Raw genomic sequence first — 18,601 nt, 5'->3', positions numbered from 1 at the left:
CAGGGAGAAGAAGAATGGCGCAGGACAGTCCTTTCATCGTCGACGCCGACTGGCTGCAGAAGCGGCTGGGCGAGCCCGGCCTCACCATCATCGACGCCTCCTGGTATCTGCCGGCGCAGAAGCGCGATGCCCGCGCCGAGTACGACGCCGCTCATATCCCTGGCGCGCGCTTCCTCGATCAGGATGCGGTTTCCGATCCGGATTCGAAACTGCCGCACACCCTGGCGTCGCCGCAGCACTTCGCCCAATATGTCGGCGCCATGGGCGTTTCGGCCGACGACACCATCGTCGTCTATGATGGGCCGGGCCTGTTCTCGGCGCCGCGCGCCTGGTGGATGTTCCGGGTCATGGGCGTTTTCCAGGTCTACATCCTGAACGGCGGCATCGATCGCTGGAGGGCCGAGGGGCGACCCGTGACGGCTGAGCCGACAAAGATCGCGCCGAGCATCTTCCATGCCGATTTCGATGCAGGCGGGGTCGTCGGCCTCGACGAGATGCGCGGGATCGTCGACGGCCGCGAGAGCCAGATCGCCGACGCGCGCTCGGCCGGCCGTTTTGCCGGAACCGATCCGGAGCCGCGCCCGGGTGTCCGTTCAGGCCACATGCCGGGTGCGCATAATGTCCCGATCACGGCGCTTGCCGAAAATGGCGAGCTGCTGTCCAAGGACCGCTTGCGCAAGGTGATCGAGGGTGCCGGCATCGACCTGTCGAAGCCGGTTGTCACGTCCTGCGGCTCGGGCATCACGGCGGCGGCGATCACGCTGGCGCTTGAGACGCTCGGCCATAGCGACAACCGGCTTTACGACGGTTCCTGGACAGAATGGGGCGGTCTTATCGACACGCCGGTGGTGACGGGGAAACAATGATGGAAAACGGCGCGCTGCAAGATATCGACGTCACGGTCACGTTCCTGGAGATGCATGCCGCGCCGGCGATTTCGCCGCCAATCCCCTACAACCGCCAGATAGCGCTGTTGAAGACGAAGGATATCCCGCTCCATTTTTATCGCTATTTGATGGATCGCGTTGGGCGCAAATGGCACTGGGTCAATGTGCTCAGGCTAAGCGACGAGGAGCTTGCCGCCGGCTTGCACCGCGAGGACCGTGACATCCGGGTGCTCTATCTCGACGGCGCTCCCGCCGGCTTCTTCGACCTCAAGCCGCATCTGCCGGACGAAGTGGAGCTCGCCTATTTCGGCATGATGGAGCATGCGCATGGCCAGGGCATCGGCCGCTGGTTCCTCGGTGCGGCGATCTCGGCGGCCTGGGTACATGGACCAAGGCGTGTCACCGTGCAGACCTGCACGCTCGACCATCCGGCGGCTCTGCCGCTTTATCAGAAGCTCGGCTTCACGCCGGTGGCGCAAAAGAAGGAAGTCGTGCATCCGCTGACCTTCGCCGAGCGTTCGGCCAGCGTCATGCGAGCCTAGTTGAACACCTCGTTCATCGCCGCTTCAGGCTGTCTTTGCCATTGTCCGGTCGCATTACGAGGCCGAGCTAATAGGAGAAAGACATGTTGACCCGACGTACATTTGCCGTGGCCGTGATTGCGGCAATTGCCATGCCGAGCCTGGCATCCGCGCAGGCGACCACGCCCTCCGCCGCGACCATCGAGCGCCAGCTCGATGCTGCCCCCAGAAAGAAGCTGCGCCCCAACGAGCGTGTCACCATTCGTGAGTTCAAGCGCCGGCCGGATCTTCGGCGCATGGCGCGTTCGATCGACATCCAGTCGATCAATTTCGAGTTCGGCTCGGCCGCCATCGCGCCCTCGCAATACGGCAAGGTCGAAATCATTGCCGATGCGCTGCATCGCATCCTGCGACGCGACCGCGGCGCCCGTATCCAGATCGAGGGTCACACCGACGCCGTGGGCTCTTTCGAATCGAACCAGGTCCTGTCCGAACGCCGCGCCGCCTCCCTGAAGCGGACGCTGGCAGGCGCGTTCGGCGTTCCCGCCTTCGCATTGGAGACCGTTGGCTATGGCGAGGAATTCCTGCTTGTGCAGACCCAGCAGGAGAACTGGCGCAACCGCCGCGTGACGCTGCGCCGCTTCGACGATTTCGTGCGGTAACGCTCAAGCCGATAATGCCGGTGATCGAGAGCCCGGTTGCTCAAAGCAGCCGGGCTCATTCATACGCGCAGGCCGCCCGTCAGGAATCGGGTGGGAGCCCTCGTCGAGGGGGCATAGTTTCCGGATATCGACACCGGAGATTTTGCCATGAGCATCCAGTTCAAAGCCTTGCCGACCGAAGCCGTGCGCGCCTTGCAGCAGGGAGGGCCCGATGCCTACGGCCGCACCCCCGAGCACCGGATTTCCGACGGCGACGGCGTGCCCTGCAGGCACTGCATGAAGAATGTTGCGGCAGGCGAAGGCTACCTGATCGTAGCCTACCGGCCGTTCCCGGAGCTGCAGCCCTACGCCGAAACCGGCCCGATCTTCCTGCATGCCGAGGAATGCGAGCGCACCGCCGAAGGGGATGCGCTGCCGGAGATGCTCGAAGGCAGCGACTATATCGTCAGGGGCTATGGCATCGACGATCGCATCGTCTATGGCACCGGCGCCGTCACGCCGACGGGCGATATTGCCGCCCGCGCGGAAACGCTGCTCGCCCGCGACGACGTCGCCTACATACATGTCCGCTCGGCGCGGAACAACTGCTATCAATGCCGCATCGAGCGGGCATGACCCAAACCAAAAAAGAAGCCCGCCGATGGTCTGGCGGGCCGTTGGAGGGTCTGTGACAGAAGCTGTCGGCAAGTGCTGTCCGGGCCGGACTTGTCCGACCCGGCGAGCAGCTCAGGCCGCCAGTAACGGCACGTGTCTAGGCAACTTTCCCGCGGAGCGAATGTGAAGCATTTCACACAAGCACGCATAATGGCCGGGAAGATCAAGACCGGGCGCATTTCAAGACTGTCGTATTCCCGTCGTACTACCGCGCTAAAAAGTAATGGTTGATGATTTGTCGACCGCGGATGGACCGGCGGCAGATCGCAACACCGAGGAAGCGGGGCTTTTGCTCCGCTTTTTTGTTGCCAGGATTTCTCGACGGGAGCCAGTTTCCGCGCAACAAAAAGCCCGCCGGAATGACCGGCGGGCGACTGGAAGAAAGCTCTGCGAGCTTGTCAGGCGGCAAGCACTGCCTTCGGCTCGACCATTTCGTAGCCGAGCGCCTCGGCGACGGCGCGGTTGGTGATCTTGCCCTTGTGGACATTGAGGCCGTTGCGCAGGTGATGATCGTCAACCAGCGCCTTGAGACCCTTGTCGGCAAGCTGCAGGCCGTAGTGCAGCGTCGCGTTGTTGAGCGCATGCGCCGAAGTGACCGGCACGGCGCCAGGCATGTTGGCGACGCAATAGTGGATGACGCCATCGACCTCATAAGTCGGATCAGCGTGGGTCGTGGCATGCGAGGTCTCGAAGCAACCGCCCTGGTCGATCGCCACATCGACCAGCACCGAGCCTTTCTTCATGCCGGAAAGCATTTCGCGGGTAACGAGCTTGGGCGCCGCGGCGCCCGGGATCAACACAGCGCCGACGACGACGTCAGCCGAGAAGCACTCTTCTTCCAGCGCTTCGACGGTCGAGTAGCGGGTATGGACGCGGCCGCCGAAGATGTCGTCGAGCTGGCGCAGGCGCGGGATCGAGCGGTCGATGATGGTGACGTCGGCACCGAGGCCAACTGCCATCTTGGCCGCATGCAGGCCGACGACGCCGCCACCGAGCACGGTGACCTTGCCGGGCAGCACGCCAGGCACGCCGCCAAGCAGCACGCCACGGCCGCCATTGGCCTTCTGCAGCGCGGTCGCGCCGGCCTGGATCGACAGGCGGCCGGCGACTTCCGACATCGGCGCGAGCAACGGCAGGCCGCCGCGATCGTCGGTCACTGTCTCATAGGCAACCGCGGTGACGCCTGAACCGAGAAGACCCTTGGTCTGCTCCGGATCCGGAGCCAAATGGAGATAGGTGTAGAGGATCTGGCCGTCGCGCAGCTGGATCCATTCGTTGGGCTGCGGCTCCTTGACCTTGACGATCATGTCCGACTTGGCGAACACGTCGGCGGCCGTCTTGGCGATGGTGGCGCCGGCTGCGCGGTAGGCGTTGTCGTCGGCGCCGATCCCAGCGCCCGCTCCGGTCTCGACCAGCACTTCGTGGCCATGCGCGACATATTCGCGGACCGAGCCGGGCGTCAGGCCGACGCGATATTCATGGTTCTTGATTTCCTTGGGGCAGCCGACGCGCATCTTTCTTCTCCTGTCCGCGCCCTTCAAGGGGCGCTCTCCCTGTCACTCGTGCATGCCGCCGGCTCCAAATGTGGAGGCGGACACGCAGTAACCGCAGTCAACCACGAATCGTTCCGTATGTGTTTGCGAATGCACTTGCGGCAATGACCGTTCTTCGATAATCGTTGCGCAAAATGGCAGGAAATTCGCAGGAACCACGAAAAATGCCGCTCGATAGGATTGATATCGCCATTCTGGAGACTTTGCAGAAGGATGGTCGGATACCCAATGCTGCGCTTGCCGAGAAGGTCGGCCTCTCGCAATCGGCCTGCTCGCGCAGGCTCGACAATCTGGAGAAGTCCGGAACCATCCGCGGCTACCACGCGCGGCTCTCCAACAGCGCGCTCGGCCACCAGATGACGGCGATCGTGCATATATCGCTGTCAGGCCAGTTCGAGAAGACGCTGTCGGATTTCGAGGCGGCGATCAAGCGCTGTCCGAACGTGCTCTCCTGCCACCTGATGTCAGGCGAATACGACTACATCCTGCGCATCGCGGCGAAAGATCTCGTCGACTATGAGCGAATCCACAAGGAGTGGCTGTCGGCCATGCCGCATGTGACGAAGATCAACTCGTCCTTCGCGCTGCGCGAGATCGTCGATCGCACGGCGGTCGGGCTGCGGCCTGAGATGGCCTAGGCGTTGCTAAGCGCCGGCAGCCTCCGTCACCACGGTCGTCATGGGAATGTCGTGCGGCTGCGGATAGATGGTCGGGATGCGCTGCAATTCATAGCCGACGCCGATGACGAGCGGCCTGAACGGCATCGCCGCCAGCGTGCGGTCGAAGAAGCCGCCCCCATAGCCAAGCCGGTACTTGCCGGGATCGATGCCGACGATCGGCGAAATCACGATGTCGGGCAACACCGGATCGCCCTCGGCCGGGATCGGAATGTTCCAGACACCCTTTTCAAGCCGGTCGCCCGGCTTGTAGGCGCGAAATACCAGCGGTTGTCCCTTCTCGATGACGACAGGCAGCGCGGTGCGGCCGCCGCGCTCGTTGACCGCGGCCATCCAGCCACGCAAATCCGGCTCGCCTCGAAAAGGCCAGTAGAGGCTGACCATCCGGCCGGCGATGTCTCCGATCAGCGCATCGAGGCCGCCCGCAACACGCGCCGACATTGCGGTGCGAGCATCGGCTGAAACGGCGAGGCGGGCGCCGATGAGCCGCTCGCGCTCGGCTTTGCGCCATCGCCTGACGTCCGTCCAATCGGAGAGCGGCTCCCGGTATTCCGGGTCGAGTTCATGCATAAAGCAGGGTGGTGAAGCGTATTGTGCCGGCCCTTCGTCATCGCGGTCGTCAGCCATGCTTGGCTCCCTGTCGTTTTGTTTCACGCTATACTCGCGCTTATGTGGTCGCCTGTGCATTCACGACGCCGCGCGACGACTCCCGGGCATGATCATTGCCGGATGCAATATTGTTGCAGCGCACAAAAATACTTACATCATGGACGGCGATCGCACTTGGCGAGGTGGAATGAAATGAGCGAAACCGAGCATAAGGTCGTTGTCGTCGGCGCCGGCTTCGGCGGTCTCGAGCTCACCCGCGCCCTGGCCGGTGTTCCGGTGCGCATCACCATGATTGACAAACGCAACCACCATTTGTTCCAGCCGCTGCTTTACCAGGTGGCAACGACGTCGCTCGCGACCTCCGAGGTCGCCTGGCCGATCCGTCATCTGTTGCGCAGGCGCAAGGACGTGACGACCCTACTGGGCAATGTCACCGGCGTCGACCGCGCAGGCAAACGCGTGCTCCTCGAAGACGGCAGCTCTATTCCCTACGACACGCTGGTGCTCGCCACGGGCGCGCGCCATGCCTATTTCGGCCATGACGAATGGGAGCCTTTCGCGCCGGGGCTGAAGACGCTCGAGGACGCCACGACGATCCGCCGCCGCATCCTGCTCGCTTTCGAGCAGGCAGAGCGCGAAACCGATCCGGCCAAGCGTCAGGCACTGCTGACGCTGGTTATTGTCGGCGGCGGTCCCACAGGCGTGGAACTCGCCGGTACGATCATCGAGCTTGCGCATGACACGTTGCGCGGCGAATTCCGCAACATCGACACGCGGCAGGCGCGCGTCGTCCTGATCGAGGCCGGCGACCGGATCCTGGCCAATTTCGCCCCGCAGCTGTCGGCCTATGCGCAAAAGGCGCTCGAACGGCTCGGCGTCACCGTCGAACTCGGGCGCCCCGTCACTCAACTGGATGCCGAAGGCGTCGTCTTCGGCGACAAGCGCCTGCCGGCAAGAACGATCATCTGGGCGGCTGGCGTTGCCGCTTCGCCGGCGGCCGAGTGGCTGGAGGCGGCGGCCGATCGGGCGGGCAGGGTGCTGGTCGAGCCCGACCTCACGGTGCCGGGCAGCCCCGACATTTTCGTCATCGGCGACACCGCACATGTGTTGCGGCCGGATGGAAAGCCGGTGCCGGGTGTGGCGCCCTCGGCCAAGCAGGAAGGCAAGCATGTTGCCGCGACGATCAAGGCACGACTTGCCGGCGACACCGCAACGCGTCCTTTCCAGTACCGCCATGCCGGCGACCTGGCGACAATCGGCAAGCGCGCCGCCGCGATCGATTTCGGCTGGATCAAGCTCACCGGCTGGCTCGCCTGGTGGCTCTGGGGCATTGCCCACATCTATTTCCTGATCGATTTCCGCAACCGGCTCGCGGTGTCACTTAGCTGGCTATGGATATACCTCACCGGACAGCGTAGCGCGCGGCTGATCACGCAGGGCGACGACGACAAGAGCTGATCTTCTCCTCGCTGTCGCCTGCTTCATCGACGCGTCACCTTCTCGTGATCGAAAGGTTTTCCGAGCACATGGACTCAAAGGGTCTTCAGCGCCATGCTCCATGCTTGGGGCAGGGGTTGTCGTGTTGTCGAAGCGGAGAATAAAATGTCGCGACTGCCCATCTCCCATCGCAACTTCTCCCGTCGCGGGTTCCTGGCCGGTGCGGCCGCTGGCGGCGCGCTGATCATGCTCCACCCCTTCTCCGCCCGCGCCGCGGCCGGTCAGGCGCATCTCAGGATCATGGAGACGACCGACATCCATGTGAACCTGCTGCCTTACGACTACTACGCCGACAAAGCGAACGACACGATGGGTCTGTCGCGAACCGCCTCGCTGATCGGCGCGGTGCGCAAGGAAGCTACGAATTCAATGCTGATCGACAATGGCGACCTCTTACAGGGCAGTCCGATGGGCGACTATGTAGCCTATGAGAAGGGCATGAAGGATGGCGACCTGCATCCGGTCATGAAGGGCATGAACCTGCTCGGTTATGAATGCTCGACGCTTGGCAACCATGAATTCAACTACGGCCTGTCCTTCCTCGACAAAGTGCTGGCCGGCGCCAATTTCCCGTTCGTCTGCGCGAACCTGATCCGCGGCACCACGCTTGCCACGAACCCGCGCGACGACAAGCTCTATCTCAAGCCCTATGTCATCCTCGACAAGAAGATCAAGGACGGGTCCGGAGCCGAGCAGCCGATCAGGATCGGCGTCATCGGCTTCGTGCCGCCGCAGATCATGGTCTGGGACCTGAAGAACCTCGAAGGCAACGTCCAGACGCGCGACATCGTCGCGGCGGCCAAGGCGTGGGTGCCGCAGATAAGGGAAGAGGGCGCCGACATCGTCATCGCGCTCTCGCATTCCGGCATCGACATCAAGCTGGGCGACAAGATGGAGAACGCCTCCTTCTTCGTCGCCGGCGTCACGGGCATCGACGCGGTTTTCACCGGTCACCAGCATCTGGTCTTCCCGGGCAAGAAGGATTTCCAGGCGCTCGAAGGCGTCGACACCGAGAAAGGCACGCTGCAGGGCAAGCCGGCTGTCATGGGCGGCTTCTGGGGCTCGCATATGGGTCTCATCGACCTGCTTTTGCAGCGCGACGGTTCGAAATGGCGGGTCGTCTCGGCGACCTCCGAGGCGCGGCCGATCTATGAGCGGGTCGACAACAAGAACAAGGCGACGGTTGGCGACGACAAGCACATCATCGCGGCGCTCGAGCAGGACCATCAGGCGACACTTGCCTATGTCCGCCGCCCGGTCGGCAAGACATCGGCACCGCTCTATTCCTATTTCGCCTTGGTTGCCGACGATCCGTCCGTGCAGATCGTCAACCAGGCGCAGAGTTGGTATCTCAAGGACATATTGAAGAGCACTGAGTGGAAGGACGTGCCGCTGCTGTCGGCGGCGGCACCCTTCAAGGCCGGCGGCCGCAACGGCGCCGACTACTACACCGACGTTCCCGTGGGCGACATCGCGATCAGGAACGTTGCCGATCTCTACCTCTATCCCAACACGGTGCGCGCGGTCGAAATCACCGGCGCGGAGGTGAAGGAATGGTTGGAGATGTCTGCCGGCATCTTCAACCGTATCGAGCCGGGCAAACCGGATCAGCCGCTCATCAACACCGACTTCCCGTCCTATAATTTCGACGTCATCGACGGCGTCACCTACAGGATCGACCTGTCGCAACCGCCGAAATATGATGCCAAGGGCGGCGTCGCGAACGCCGGTTCCAACCGTATCATCGATTTGAAATTCAACGGCAAAGCGATTGATCCGGCAGCGAAATTCGTTGTTGCCACCAACAACTACCGCGCTGGCGGCGGCGGCAATTTCCCCGACATCAACGCCTCGAAGATCATCTACGAGGCGCCGGACACCAACCGCGACGTGATCGTGCGCTATATCGTCAGCGAGGGCACGATCAACCCGTCGGCGGACGGCAACTGGTCCTTCGCGCCGCTGCCCGGCGCCAGCGTCGTCTTCGAGACTGGACCGAGGGCTAAGGATTTCATCGCCGAGGTGAAATCCCTGAAGATCGAGCCCGCCGGCGAGGGCGAGGCGGGCTTTGCCAAATGCCGCATCACGCTTTGACGCTTCGGGACTGCAGTGCTCGCGTCGGCTGGCATCGAAAATATGCGATGGCGATCGCGGTTTCATCACATGCCTCACGAGCGCGTGGTCTCGCACCCATGCGGCCGGACATCCTCTTTCGGGGGGCACCGCCGTCGGCAGAATGCGGTCCCAGGCAAAAAGCAGTTAACTCGATCAATCGCTGACGTCCCTACTCTGGTTCCGGCCGTTCACATGCGATAGTTTTAGCTATGCGTTATGTGATCGTCATCGCCGCCATCACCTTCTTCCTGATCTGGGACGGCCTTTACAATCATGGTCACTATCTCGATGTGACCGTCCGGGAAATGTCGCGCATAGTGCGCTACGTCACCGGGTAGGCCTCGCCAATTTTTGCATCGCGGGCGCGACATCGTTGCCGGTTGACGCCCGGGCATTGCTCCCACAGAAACACCGCTGAACCGACGACCAGGGAGGCTGGATTGATCCGGCACATCGTTTTCTTCAGCGTGCGGCGCAAGGAAGATGTCGAAGCTGTGCGCTCGGGCCTGCTGGCGCTCGGCAGGATTCCGCACTCGAGGCATTTCGAGGTGACGCTCAACACCAAGGTCGATCTGTTCTCCAACGCGATCGATGTGGTCGTCTATGCCGAGTTCGAGGACGACGCGGCTCTTGCCGCTTACAAGGCGCATCCGATTTATGCCGATACGACCAGCAAGGTGAAGCCGCTGCGCGAACTGCGCTATTCGGCGGATGTCGTGGCCGCGGCCTGAACTGCCCGCGCCGCGGCGCGCTCCGTCGGTCCAGTGCTCTTGAACCGCCGGCCGGAATGGGGCACACCGCGCCGGCATGATCAAAAAATCCGCCCGTCCACTCGACCATCTGGTGTTGCCGGTACGGAGCCTCGACGCCGCGCGTACGCGTCTGGCCTCGCTCGGTTTTGTCGTCGCACCGATCGGCGTCCATCCTTTCGGAACCGAGAATGCTTGCGTCTTTTTCGTCGACGGCACCTATCTGGAGCCTCTGGCAGTGGGCAATGAAGCCATAGCCGCACAGGCGATCGGCTCGGGCAATGTCTTCGTCGCGCGCGATCGCCTCTATCGCGACAGGCTGGGCGACGACGGTTTTTCCGCCGTCGCCCTCGGCACCGGCAATGCCGACGCCGACCACACCCGCTATCTTGAAGCCGGCCTGTCGGCCGGCAATACGTTGAGCTTCTCGCGCGCCTTCACCGATCCAAATGGCAGGAGCGACACGGCATCGTTCAAGCTCGCCTTCGCATCTGGCAAAGAGACAATGGATGCCTTCCTCTTTGCCACCGAACGCATCAATGCGCCGAACATCGACCGCACGGCGCTACAGGCCCATGCCAATGGCGTAACCGGCATCGTCGAAGTGATCGCGGTCAGCGATGCGCCTTCCGCGCAGATCGGACTGATCTCTATCGCCACCGACGCGATTGCGGCCGAGTTGGGGGCGGGTGACGACGCGGTGCGGCTGCCGAATGCGATCCTGAGCGTCGTCACGCCCGAAAGCTACGCGCAGCGCTTCGGCCTGGTCGCCCAGCCATCGCGGCATTTGCGGTTTCAGGCGGTTGTATTCTCGATCCGCGACAAAGCTTCAGCCGCACGCGCGCTTGCGACAGGCGCAATCGATCACGACATGTGCGGCAATGATATCGTCGTTCCGCCGGCGCCCGGGCAGGGTGCCGCCTTCATCTTCCGGGAGATCCCATGAGCAAGCCCCTGGCGCCCAATGCATCGGTAACCGTCGGCAAGGTCGTCTTCGCCAACAATGCGCCGCTGTCGCTGATCGCCGGCCCGTGCCAGCTTGAATCGCGCCAACACGCCTTCGACATGGCCGGCGCGCTGAACGAACTGACGCAACGGCTGGGCATCGGCCTCGTCTACAAGACCAGCTACGACAAGGCCAACCGCACCTCGCTGTCGGCGACACGCGGCGCCGGAATCGAGGCGGCGATGCCGATCTTCGACGATTTGCGCAAGGAGTTCGGCCTTCCGGTGCTGACCGACGTCCACACCGAGGAGCAATGCGCGATCGTCGCCCCGCATGTCGATGTGCTGCAGATACCGGCCTTCCTGTCGCGCCAGACCGACATGCTGGTGGCAGCGGCCAGGACCGGCAAGGTCATCAACGTCAAGAAGGGCCAATTCCTTGCTCCCTGGGACATGAAGAACGTGATCGCCAAGATCACCGGCTCCGGCAACCCGAACGTGCTGGCCACCGAGCGCGGCGCCTCCTTCGGTTACAACACGCTGGTCTCGGACATGCGCGCGCTGCCGATCATGGCCGAGATCGGCGCTCCGGTGATTTTCGACGCCACCCATTCCGTGCAGCAGCCGGGCGGACAGGGCGGCTCCTCGGGTGGCGAACGGCGCTTTGTCGAGACGCTCGCGCGCGCTGCCGTTGCCGTCGGCGTCGCCGGTGTCTTCATCGAAACCCATCAGGACCCGGACAACTCGACGTCTTCCGATGGTCCCAACATGGTGCCGCTGAAGGACATGCCGGCGCTGCTGGAAAAGCTGATGGCTTTTGACCGCATCGCCAAGGGGCTCTGATCCCGGCGGCTGAACCGACCCTGCGCCGGCTTGTGATTACGCTGAGCCGGCGATACGCTCCTTTCCGTAACTGAGCGTCCTGGCAGGAGGAAGCCATGTCTGTTGCCCGCGTCACCGAAATCACGTCGTCGTCCAAGAAGAGCTTTCAGGACGCCATCGAAAAGGGCATTGCGCGCGCCGCAAAGACCCTGAAAAACGTCGAGGGTGCCTGGATCCAGGACCAGAAGATCGTGGTCGAGGATGGTAAGATCGCGGCTTACCGGGTCAACATGAAGGTCACCTTCATTCTCACCGACAACTGAGCACAAAAGTCGGGGAACCTTCGCCCGCTCCTCTCATTGTCAGTGCAGGCATTCAAACGAGAGGAGCACCACCATGACCACCCCGTCCGGGCATACCGAAGCCATTGCCGCCTCGCGCGTCATCGGCACGTCAGTCTATAACACCGAGGGCAAGAGCATCGGCAGCATCGAGGACGTCATGCTCGACAAGATGTCGAACGGCATCATGTTCGCCGTGATCGGTTTCGGCGGCTTTCTCGGCATGGGCGAAAAGTACCACGCCGTTCCGTGGGCGACCCTCGACTATGACGAGGACAGAGGCGGCTACGTCGTGCCATTCACCAAGGAGCAGCTCCAGGCCGCGCCCGCATATTCGATCGACGAACTGACCGGCGCGGACGGTGAAGCCGCTCGCGATGCCTCATTCCAGTATTACCACGTGAAGCCCTATTGGCATTGACGCACTGACCGGCACACGGAAATCGAAGGGCTCCCGGCAGGCCGAGAGCCCTTCAGCTTGGTGCTACTGCGCCGCTTGGAGGGTCGATAGCTCTACCGAGCTCTGCTGGGGTTTCCGATCGTCGCATGACGTCAGGGAACGCCGCCGCGATCAGGAACAAACTCACGATACCGCTCAACTGGGACATGGCGAAACTCCTCCTGTTTCGCCCCGCGCGAACGCGACCATAGATGAGAAGGCCACGCTGCGCGCATGACTTATGATGACAGAAATTTGCGCTTCGTGAATCGTGCGCGCGGCAATAATTGCGGCCCCGCCGATTGCCTTTTGCTCCGCTTTGGCTAAGAGGGTCGCGACGCTTCAATCGATCAATCGGGGACATCGCAAATGACCGCCATCATCGACATTGTCGGGCGTGAAATCCTGGACAGCCGTGGCAATCCGACCGTCGAGGTCGATGTGGTGCTTGAGGACGGCTCGATGGGCCGCGCCGCGGTGCCGTCGGGCGCATCGACCGGCGCGCATGAGGCGGTCGAATTGCGTGACGGCGGGCCGCGATATCTGGGCAAGGGCGTCCAGCGCGCTGTCGAGGCCGTGAACGGCGAGCTGTTCGAGGCGATCGGCGGCATGGAAGCCGAGAACCAGATCCATATCGACCAGACGATGATCGAGCTCGACGGCACGCCGAACAAGAGCCGCCTCGGCGCCAACGCCATCCTCGGCGTGTCGCTGGCGGTCGCCAAGGCCGCGGCGGAAGCCGCAGGCCTGCCGCTCTACCGCTATGTCGGCGGCACCAAGGCGCACATTCTGCCGGTGCCGATGATGAACATCATCAATGGCGGCGCGCATGCCGACAACCCGATCGACTTCCAGGAATTCATGATCCTGCCGATCGGCGCGCCGACGTTGCGCGACGGCGTGCGCTGGGGCTCGGAGATTTTCCACACGCTGCGCAAGAAGCTCAAGGATGCCGGCCACAACACCAATGTCGGCGACGAGGGCGGCTTCGCCCCCAACCTGAAAAGTGCGCCCGCAGCGCTGGATTTCATCATGGAATCGATCGAGAAGGCCGGCTTCAAGCCGGGCGAGGACGTCGCGCTCGGCCTCGACTGCGCCGCCACCGAGTTCTTCAAGGACGGCAACTATGTCTATGAGGGCGAGAAGAAGACCCGCGACCCGAAGGCGCAGGCCAGATATCTCGCCAAGCTCGCCTCCGATTATCCGATCATCACCATCGAGGACGGCCTTGCTGAGGACGACTGGGAAGGCTGGAAGATCCTGACCGATCTGATCGGCAAGAAGATCCAGCTCGTCGGCGACGACCTCTTTGTCACCAACACGGCGCGGCTGCGCGACGGCATCCGCATGGGCGTCGCCAATTCGATCCTGGTCAAGGTCAACCAGATCGGCTCGCTGACCGAAACGCTTGACGCGGTCGAGACCGCGCACAAGGCCGGCTACACCGCCGTCATGTCGCACCGCTCGGGTGAGACCGAGGATTCGACCATCGCCGACCTCGCCGTCGCCACCAATTGCGGACAGATCAAGACCGGGTCGCTGTCGCGTTCGGACCGCATGGCCAAATACAATCAGCTCATCCGCATCGAGGAAGAGCTCGGCAAGCAGGCGCGCTACGCCGGCAAGTCGGTGGTCAAGGGCTGATCCAGCCTGTTCGAACAATCCGGAGGGGACGGGGCATTCCCGCCCTTTTTCGTTTCCAGCGATCCCGGATCAGGCCGTCCGTAACTGTCCATTAAGCACAATCGGGCGAAATATGACTCATGGCCGCTTGCGTTCGCGGCCGCGAGGGTTCGGGTCATGTGGACACGTCAGCACAAGCAGAGAAACACCGGCAGGCTGATCATCCCCTCGCTTTGCGTGCTGTTCCTGGCCTATTTCGGCTTCCATGCCTATCACGGCGAATTCGGCATCTATTCCAAGTACCGGCTTGAAGCTCGAAAGGTCGAATTGCAGGCACAACTCGATGCCGTCAAGGCGCGCCGGATCGACTTCGAGCGCCGCGTCCAGCTGATGCATGAAGGCACGCTGGAGAAGGATATGCTTGACGAGCAGGCCCGAAAGGGGCTCAATCTGTCCCATCCTGACGAAATCACCATCATGCTGCCTGCTCCGACGAAATAATCGAAATTCGGTTAATCACCTTTATTTGCAACGATTCTAATCGCTTAGATGCATGCCAGCCATGCACTTTTCAGCATGGCGCAATACATCCTTGCGTGTTAGCTTCCCAGAAATCGGTGGGGAGACGATCGATCTCCCCGAATGTCCGCAAAGAGACGCCAACAGGGAGTGACGCATGGCCACCGCCGCCAAAAAAGCGCCCGCCAAATCCAGATCCGACAAACAGCCCAATCTGTCAGCGCCGAAGCCGGCGGATTTCACCAAGGAAGAAGAGCTTTCCGCCTATAGGCACATGCTGTTGATCCGCCGCTTCGAGGAGAAGGCCGGCCAGCTCTACGGCATGGGCTTCATCGGCGGCTTCTGCCACCTCTATATCGGCCAGGAGGCCGTCGTCACCGGCATGAAGATGGCGCTGATCGAAGGCGACCAGATGATCACCGCCTATCGCGACCATGGCCACATGCTGGCGATGGACCTGTCGCCGCGCGGCGTCATGGCCGAGCTCACCGGCCGCCGCGGCGGCCTGTCGAAGGGCAAGGGCGGCTCCATGCACATGTTCTCCAAGGAGAAGCATTTCTATGGCGGCCATGGCATCGTCGGCGCGCAGGTGTCGCTCGGCACCGGCCTCGCCTTCGCCAATCGCTATCGCGACAACAAGAATGTCTCGCTGACCTATTTCGGCGACGGCGCCGCCAACCAGGGCCAGGTCTATGAAAGCTTCAACATGGCTTCGCTATGGAAGCTGCCGGTGATCTACATCATCGAGAACAACCGCTACGCCATGGGCACGTCTGTGTCGCGCTCGTCGGCCGAGACCGATTTCTCGCATCGCGGCGCTTCCTTCAAGATCCCCGGCATCCAGGTCGACGGCATGGACGTCCGCGCCGTGAAGTCGGCGGCCGATCTTGCCACCGAATGGTGTCGCGCCGGCAACGGTCCGCTGATCCTCGAAATGCAGACCTACCGCTATCGCGGCCATTCGATGTCCGACCCGGCGAAGTACCGCTCCAAGGAAGAAGTGCAGAAGATGCGCTCCGAACACGACCCGATCGAACAGGTCAAGGCGCGGCTGATGGACAAGAAGTGGGCGAGCGAGGACGAGCTCAAGACTATCGACAAGGAAGTCCGCGACATCGTCGCCGACGCCGCCGAATTCGCCCAGCACGACGCCGAGCCGGATCCGTCCGAGCTCTGGACCGATATCGTACTCTAAGGAGAGGGCAAGGACATGCCGATCGAAATTCTCATGCCCGCGCTTTCCCCGACCATGGAAGAGGGCAATCTTTCCAAATGGCTGAAGAACGAAGGCGACAAGATCGTCGCCGGTGACGTCATCGCCGAGATCGAGACCGACAAGGCGACGATGGAGGTCGAAGCCGTCGACGAAGGCACGCTCGCCAAGATCGTGGTTCCTGCCGGCACGGAAGGCGTCAAGGTCAACGCGGTGATCGCCGTGCTTGCCGTCGACGGCGAAGACGTCGACAAGGCCGGCGAAGGCATCGGCGAAGAAGAGCCTGCCAAGCCTGAGGCCGCAGCGCCGGCGCCGGCACCCGCCGCAGCCAAGGGCGAGGCCGCGGCACCTGCCGCCGCCGCGCCGAAAACGGAAGTCGCTGCGGACCCCGACATTCCCGCCGGCACCGAGATGGTCTCGACCACTGTGCGCGAAGCGCTCCGCGACGCCATGGCCGAGGAAATGCGCCGCGACGGCGACGTCTTCGTCATGGGCGAGGAGGTCGCCGAGTACCAGGGCGCCTACAAGATCACTCAAGGGTTGCTGCAGGAATTCGGCCCGCGTCGCGTGGTCGATACGCCGATCACCGAGCATGGCTTTGCCGGCGTCGGAGTGGGTGCCGCGATGGCTGGGCTGAAGCCGATCGTCGAGTTCATGACCTTCAACTTCGCCATGCAGGCGATCGACCAGATCATCAACTCGGCCGCCAAGACGCTCTATATGTCCGGCGGCCAGATGGGCGCGCCGATCGTCTTCCGCGGCCCGAACGGCGCCGCCGCCCGCGTCGCTGCCCAGCACTCGCAGTGCTATGCCGCCTGGTACAGCCACATTCCAGGCCTGAAGGTGGTGATGCCTTACACTGCAGCCGACGCCAAGGGCCTGCTCAAGGCTGCGATCCGCGATCCGAACCCGGTCATCTTCCTCGAAAACGAGATCCTCTACGGCCAGTCCTTCGACGTGCCGAAGCTCGACGACTTCGTGCTGCCGATCGGCAAGGCGCGCATCCACAAGCAGGGCAAGGACGTCACCCTCGTCTCCTTCGGCATCGGCATGACCTATGCGGTCAAGGCGGAAGCCGAACTGCGCGGCATGGGCATCGATGCCGAGATCATCGATCTGCGGTCCATTCGCCCACTCGATTTCGACACCATCATCGCCTCGGTCAAGAAGACCAACCGGCTGGTGGTGGTCGAGGAAGGCTTCCCGCAGAGCTCGGTCGGCGATCACATCGCCAACCAGGTCTCGCAGCGCGCCTTCGACTTCCTCGATGCGCCGGTGATCACCATTGCCGGCAAGGACGTGCCGATGCCTTACGCGGCGAACCTCGAGAAGCTGGCTTTGCCCAATGTCGGCGAGGTCGTCGAGGCCGTCAAAGCCGTTACCTATCGCTAGGGGGCTACGCCAATGCCGTCTTTCTGGGTCTTGGCTGCCGTCATCCTTCCCACCGTCGCGGTTGCCTTTTTTGTGCGTTCCATGACGGGCAAATTCGACGCGATCCTGTTGATGTTCAGCGGCGCCGCATCGCTTGTTCTCGCCATTGTTGCGACCGGCTCCGCTCGGGTCGACCAGACAGGCGCCATGATGAGCCTGGAAATGAGCAAAAGCGGTTTCCATTTCGGTGTCTTGCCACCGGTGTTCATCGTCGCCACGCTGACAGTCATGCGCGGCCTGTTCAAATTCATCCAGGAGTGAGCGATGCCTATCAACATCACCATGCCGGCCCTGTCGCCCACCATGGAAGAAGGCAATCTTTCCAAGTGGCTCGTGAAGGAAGGCGACAAGGTTTCGCCCGGTGACGTGATCGCCGAAATCGAGACCGACAAGGCGACGATGGAAGTCGAAGCCGTCGACGAAGGTACGGTCGCCAAGCTGGTGGTTCCGGCCGGCACCGAAGGCGTCAAGGTCAACGCGCTGATCGCCATCCTGGCCGGTGAAGGCGAGGATGCCGGAGCCGCGGCCAAGAGCGGTGGCGATGCCGCGTCGAAGGCGGAGGCACCCAAGGCCGAGCCTCCGAAGGCCGAGGCGCCCAAGGAAGCGCCGAAAGCGGCAGCAGCCGCTACGGCGCCCGCACCGGCGAAGGCCGGGCCCGCTCCCGCCGCCAACGGGCACGCCTCTGGCGACCGCGTCTTCGCATCGCCGCTGGCCCGCCGCATCGCCAAGGATGCCGGCGTCGATGTAACGGCAATGACCGGCTCCGGCCCGCATGGTCGCGTGGTGAAGGTCGACGTCGAGGCCGCGATCGCTTCCGGCGGCGCCAAGGCCGCACCGGCGGCGAAGGCGCCGGCAGGCGCGCCAGCGTCGGCTCCGGCTACCGCACCTAAGCCGATGTCGGACGATCAGGTGCTGAAGCTTTTCGCCGAAGGCTCCTACGAACTCGTGCCGCACGACAATATGCGCAAGACCATCGCGCGCCGTCTGGTCGAGGCGAAGTCCACCATCCCGCATTTCTATCTGACGCTCGACTGCGAGCTCGATGCGCTCTTGGCGCTGCGCACGCAGTTGAATGCGGCAGCGCCGATGAAGAAGACCGAAAAGGGCGAGGCGCCGGCCTACAAGCTTTCGGTCAACGACATGGTCATCAAGGCTTTTGCCGTGGCGCTGATGGCGGTGCCGGATGCGAACGCTTCGTGGACCGACAGCGCCATGGTCAAGCACAAGCACGCCGATGTCGGCGTCGCCGTGTCGATCCCCGGCGGCTTGATCACGCCGATCATCCGCCATGCCGATGAAAAGACGCTGTCCACCATCTCCAACGAGATGAAGGACCTGGCGAGC

21 protein-coding genes are annotated in these 18,601 nt (G+C 62.9%); 19 read left to right on the top strand and 2 right to left on the bottom strand.

What is annotated here, in order from left to right:
• Window positions 1–14: 14 nt before the first annotated feature.
• The 4 genes from sseA (at window position 15) to ACWGS9_RS26215 (ending at window position 2,685) form a co-directional block, all read left to right on the top strand.
• Window positions 15–866, top strand: a complete 852-nt coding sequence (gene sseA, locus ACWGS9_RS26230) for a 3-mercaptopyruvate sulfurtransferase (protein ID WP_454507992.1) — start codon at window positions 15–17, stop codon at window positions 864–866.
• Entirely contained in the window at window positions 866–1,429 is a 564-nt protein-coding gene (locus tag ACWGS9_RS26225; RefSeq protein ID WP_454508012.1) for a GNAT family N-acetyltransferase, read from the top strand. Before sseA ends, ACWGS9_RS26225 begins: the two co-directional genes overlap by 1 nt.
• Before the next feature lie 83 nt (window positions 1,430–1,512).
• Entirely contained in the window at window positions 1,513–2,070 is a 558-nt protein-coding gene (locus tag ACWGS9_RS26220; protein WP_454507991.1) for an OmpA family protein, read from the top strand.
• Between the two features lie 147 nt (window positions 2,071–2,217).
• Window positions 2,218–2,685 carry a DUF1203 domain-containing protein gene (locus ACWGS9_RS26215; protein ID WP_454507990.1) on the top strand — a complete coding sequence of 156 codons (468 nt, stop codon included), beginning with the start codon at window positions 2,218–2,220 and terminating at the stop codon, window positions 2,683–2,685.
• A gap of 437 nt (window positions 2,686–3,122) precedes the next feature.
• On the opposite strand, the gene ald is transcribed toward ACWGS9_RS26215, so the two are convergent.
• Entirely contained in the window at window positions 3,123–4,238 is a 1,116-nt protein-coding gene (gene ald, locus ACWGS9_RS26210) for an alanine dehydrogenase (RefSeq protein ID WP_454507989.1), read from the bottom strand.
• Between the two features lie 203 nt (window positions 4,239–4,441).
• Between ald and ACWGS9_RS26205 the strand changes: the two genes are divergently transcribed.
• The gene (locus tag ACWGS9_RS26205; protein WP_040994689.1) at window positions 4,442–4,915 is read left to right on the top strand and encodes an Lrp/AsnC family transcriptional regulator; all 474 of its coding nucleotides are present in this window, start codon (window positions 4,442–4,444) and stop codon (window positions 4,913–4,915) included.
• Between the two features lie 6 nt (window positions 4,916–4,921).
• Here ACWGS9_RS26205 and ACWGS9_RS26200 read toward each other — a convergent pair whose 3' ends face one another.
• Window positions 4,922–5,581 (bottom strand): 5-formyltetrahydrofolate cyclo-ligase, encoded by a 660-nt coding sequence (locus ACWGS9_RS26200; RefSeq protein WP_454507988.1) that lies wholly within the window; start codon window positions 5,579–5,581, stop codon window positions 4,922–4,924.
• Window positions 5,582–5,755: 174 nt separating this feature from the next.
• Here ACWGS9_RS26200 and ACWGS9_RS26195 point away from each other — a divergent pair, with 174 nt between their 5' ends.
• From ACWGS9_RS26195 to ACWGS9_RS26130, 14 genes are all read left to right on the top strand, one after another.
• Entirely contained in the window at window positions 5,756–7,021 is a 1,266-nt protein-coding gene (locus ACWGS9_RS26195; RefSeq protein WP_454507987.1) for an NAD(P)/FAD-dependent oxidoreductase, read from the top strand.
• A 144-nt stretch (window positions 7,022–7,165) separates the two neighbouring features.
• The gene (locus ACWGS9_RS26190; protein ID WP_454507986.1) at window positions 7,166–9,154 is read left to right on the top strand and encodes a bifunctional 2',3'-cyclic-nucleotide 2'-phosphodiesterase/3'-nucleotidase; all 1,989 of its coding nucleotides are present in this window, start codon (window positions 7,166–7,168) and stop codon (window positions 9,152–9,154) included.
• A gap of 230 nt (window positions 9,155–9,384) precedes the next feature.
• The gene (locus ACWGS9_RS26185) at window positions 9,385–9,513 is read left to right on the top strand and encodes a hypothetical protein (protein WP_320217745.1); all 129 of its coding nucleotides are present in this window, start codon (window positions 9,385–9,387) and stop codon (window positions 9,511–9,513) included.
• A 102-nt stretch (window positions 9,514–9,615) separates the two neighbouring features.
• A complete protein-coding gene (locus tag ACWGS9_RS26180; protein WP_454507985.1) occupies window positions 9,616–9,906 on the top strand; it encodes a Dabb family protein in 291 nt (96 codons plus the stop codon).
• A 76-nt stretch (window positions 9,907–9,982) separates the two neighbouring features.
• Complete coding sequence (locus ACWGS9_RS26175) at window positions 9,983–10,870, top strand: VOC family protein (RefSeq protein ID WP_454507984.1); 888 nt, start codon at window positions 9,983–9,985, stop codon at window positions 10,868–10,870.
• Window positions 10,867–11,712, top strand: a complete 846-nt coding sequence (gene kdsA / locus ACWGS9_RS26170; RefSeq protein ID WP_454507983.1) for a 3-deoxy-8-phosphooctulonate synthase — start codon at window positions 10,867–10,869, stop codon at window positions 11,710–11,712. Before ACWGS9_RS26175 ends, kdsA begins: the two co-directional genes overlap by 4 nt.
• Window positions 11,713–11,807: 95 nt before the next feature.
• Entirely contained in the window at window positions 11,808–12,014 is a 207-nt protein-coding gene (locus ACWGS9_RS26165) for a dodecin family protein (RefSeq protein ID WP_112099570.1), read from the top strand.
• Between the two features lie 73 nt (window positions 12,015–12,087).
• Window positions 12,088–12,453: a PRC-barrel domain-containing protein gene (locus ACWGS9_RS26160; RefSeq protein WP_095765629.1), complete on the top strand. Its 366-nt coding sequence runs from the start codon at window positions 12,088–12,090 to the stop codon at window positions 12,451–12,453.
• A gap of 387 nt (window positions 12,454–12,840) precedes the next feature.
• A complete protein-coding gene (gene eno, locus ACWGS9_RS26155; protein WP_454507982.1) occupies window positions 12,841–14,115 on the top strand; it encodes a phosphopyruvate hydratase in 1,275 nt (424 codons plus the stop codon).
• A 156-nt stretch (window positions 14,116–14,271) separates the two neighbouring features.
• Window positions 14,272–14,595, top strand: a complete 324-nt coding sequence (locus ACWGS9_RS26150; protein ID WP_454507981.1) for an FtsB family cell division protein — start codon at window positions 14,272–14,274, stop codon at window positions 14,593–14,595.
• Between the two features lie 175 nt (window positions 14,596–14,770).
• Complete coding sequence (gene pdhA, locus ACWGS9_RS26145) at window positions 14,771–15,808, top strand: pyruvate dehydrogenase (acetyl-transferring) E1 component subunit alpha (RefSeq protein WP_454507980.1); 1,038 nt, start codon at window positions 14,771–14,773, stop codon at window positions 15,806–15,808.
• A 15-nt stretch (window positions 15,809–15,823) separates the two neighbouring features.
• Window positions 15,824–17,218, top strand: a complete 1,395-nt coding sequence (locus tag ACWGS9_RS26140) for a pyruvate dehydrogenase complex E1 component subunit beta (RefSeq protein ID WP_454507979.1) — start codon at window positions 15,824–15,826, stop codon at window positions 17,216–17,218.
• Between the two features lie 30 nt (window positions 17,219–17,248).
• Window positions 17,249–17,518 carry a hypothetical protein gene (locus tag ACWGS9_RS26135; RefSeq protein ID WP_454507978.1) on the top strand — a complete coding sequence of 90 codons (270 nt, stop codon included), beginning with the start codon at window positions 17,249–17,251 and terminating at the stop codon, window positions 17,516–17,518.
• Between the two features lie 3 nt (window positions 17,519–17,521).
• On the top strand, window positions 17,522–18,601 hold a 1,080-nt coding region (locus ACWGS9_RS26130; RefSeq protein ID WP_454507977.1), incomplete at its 3' end, for a 2-oxo acid dehydrogenase subunit E2.

Source organism: Mesorhizobium sp. Arg314 (assembly GCF_053714275.1).
Note: the sequence above shows the minus strand (reverse complement) of the source record. Positions and strands in the feature narration are given on the sequence as shown.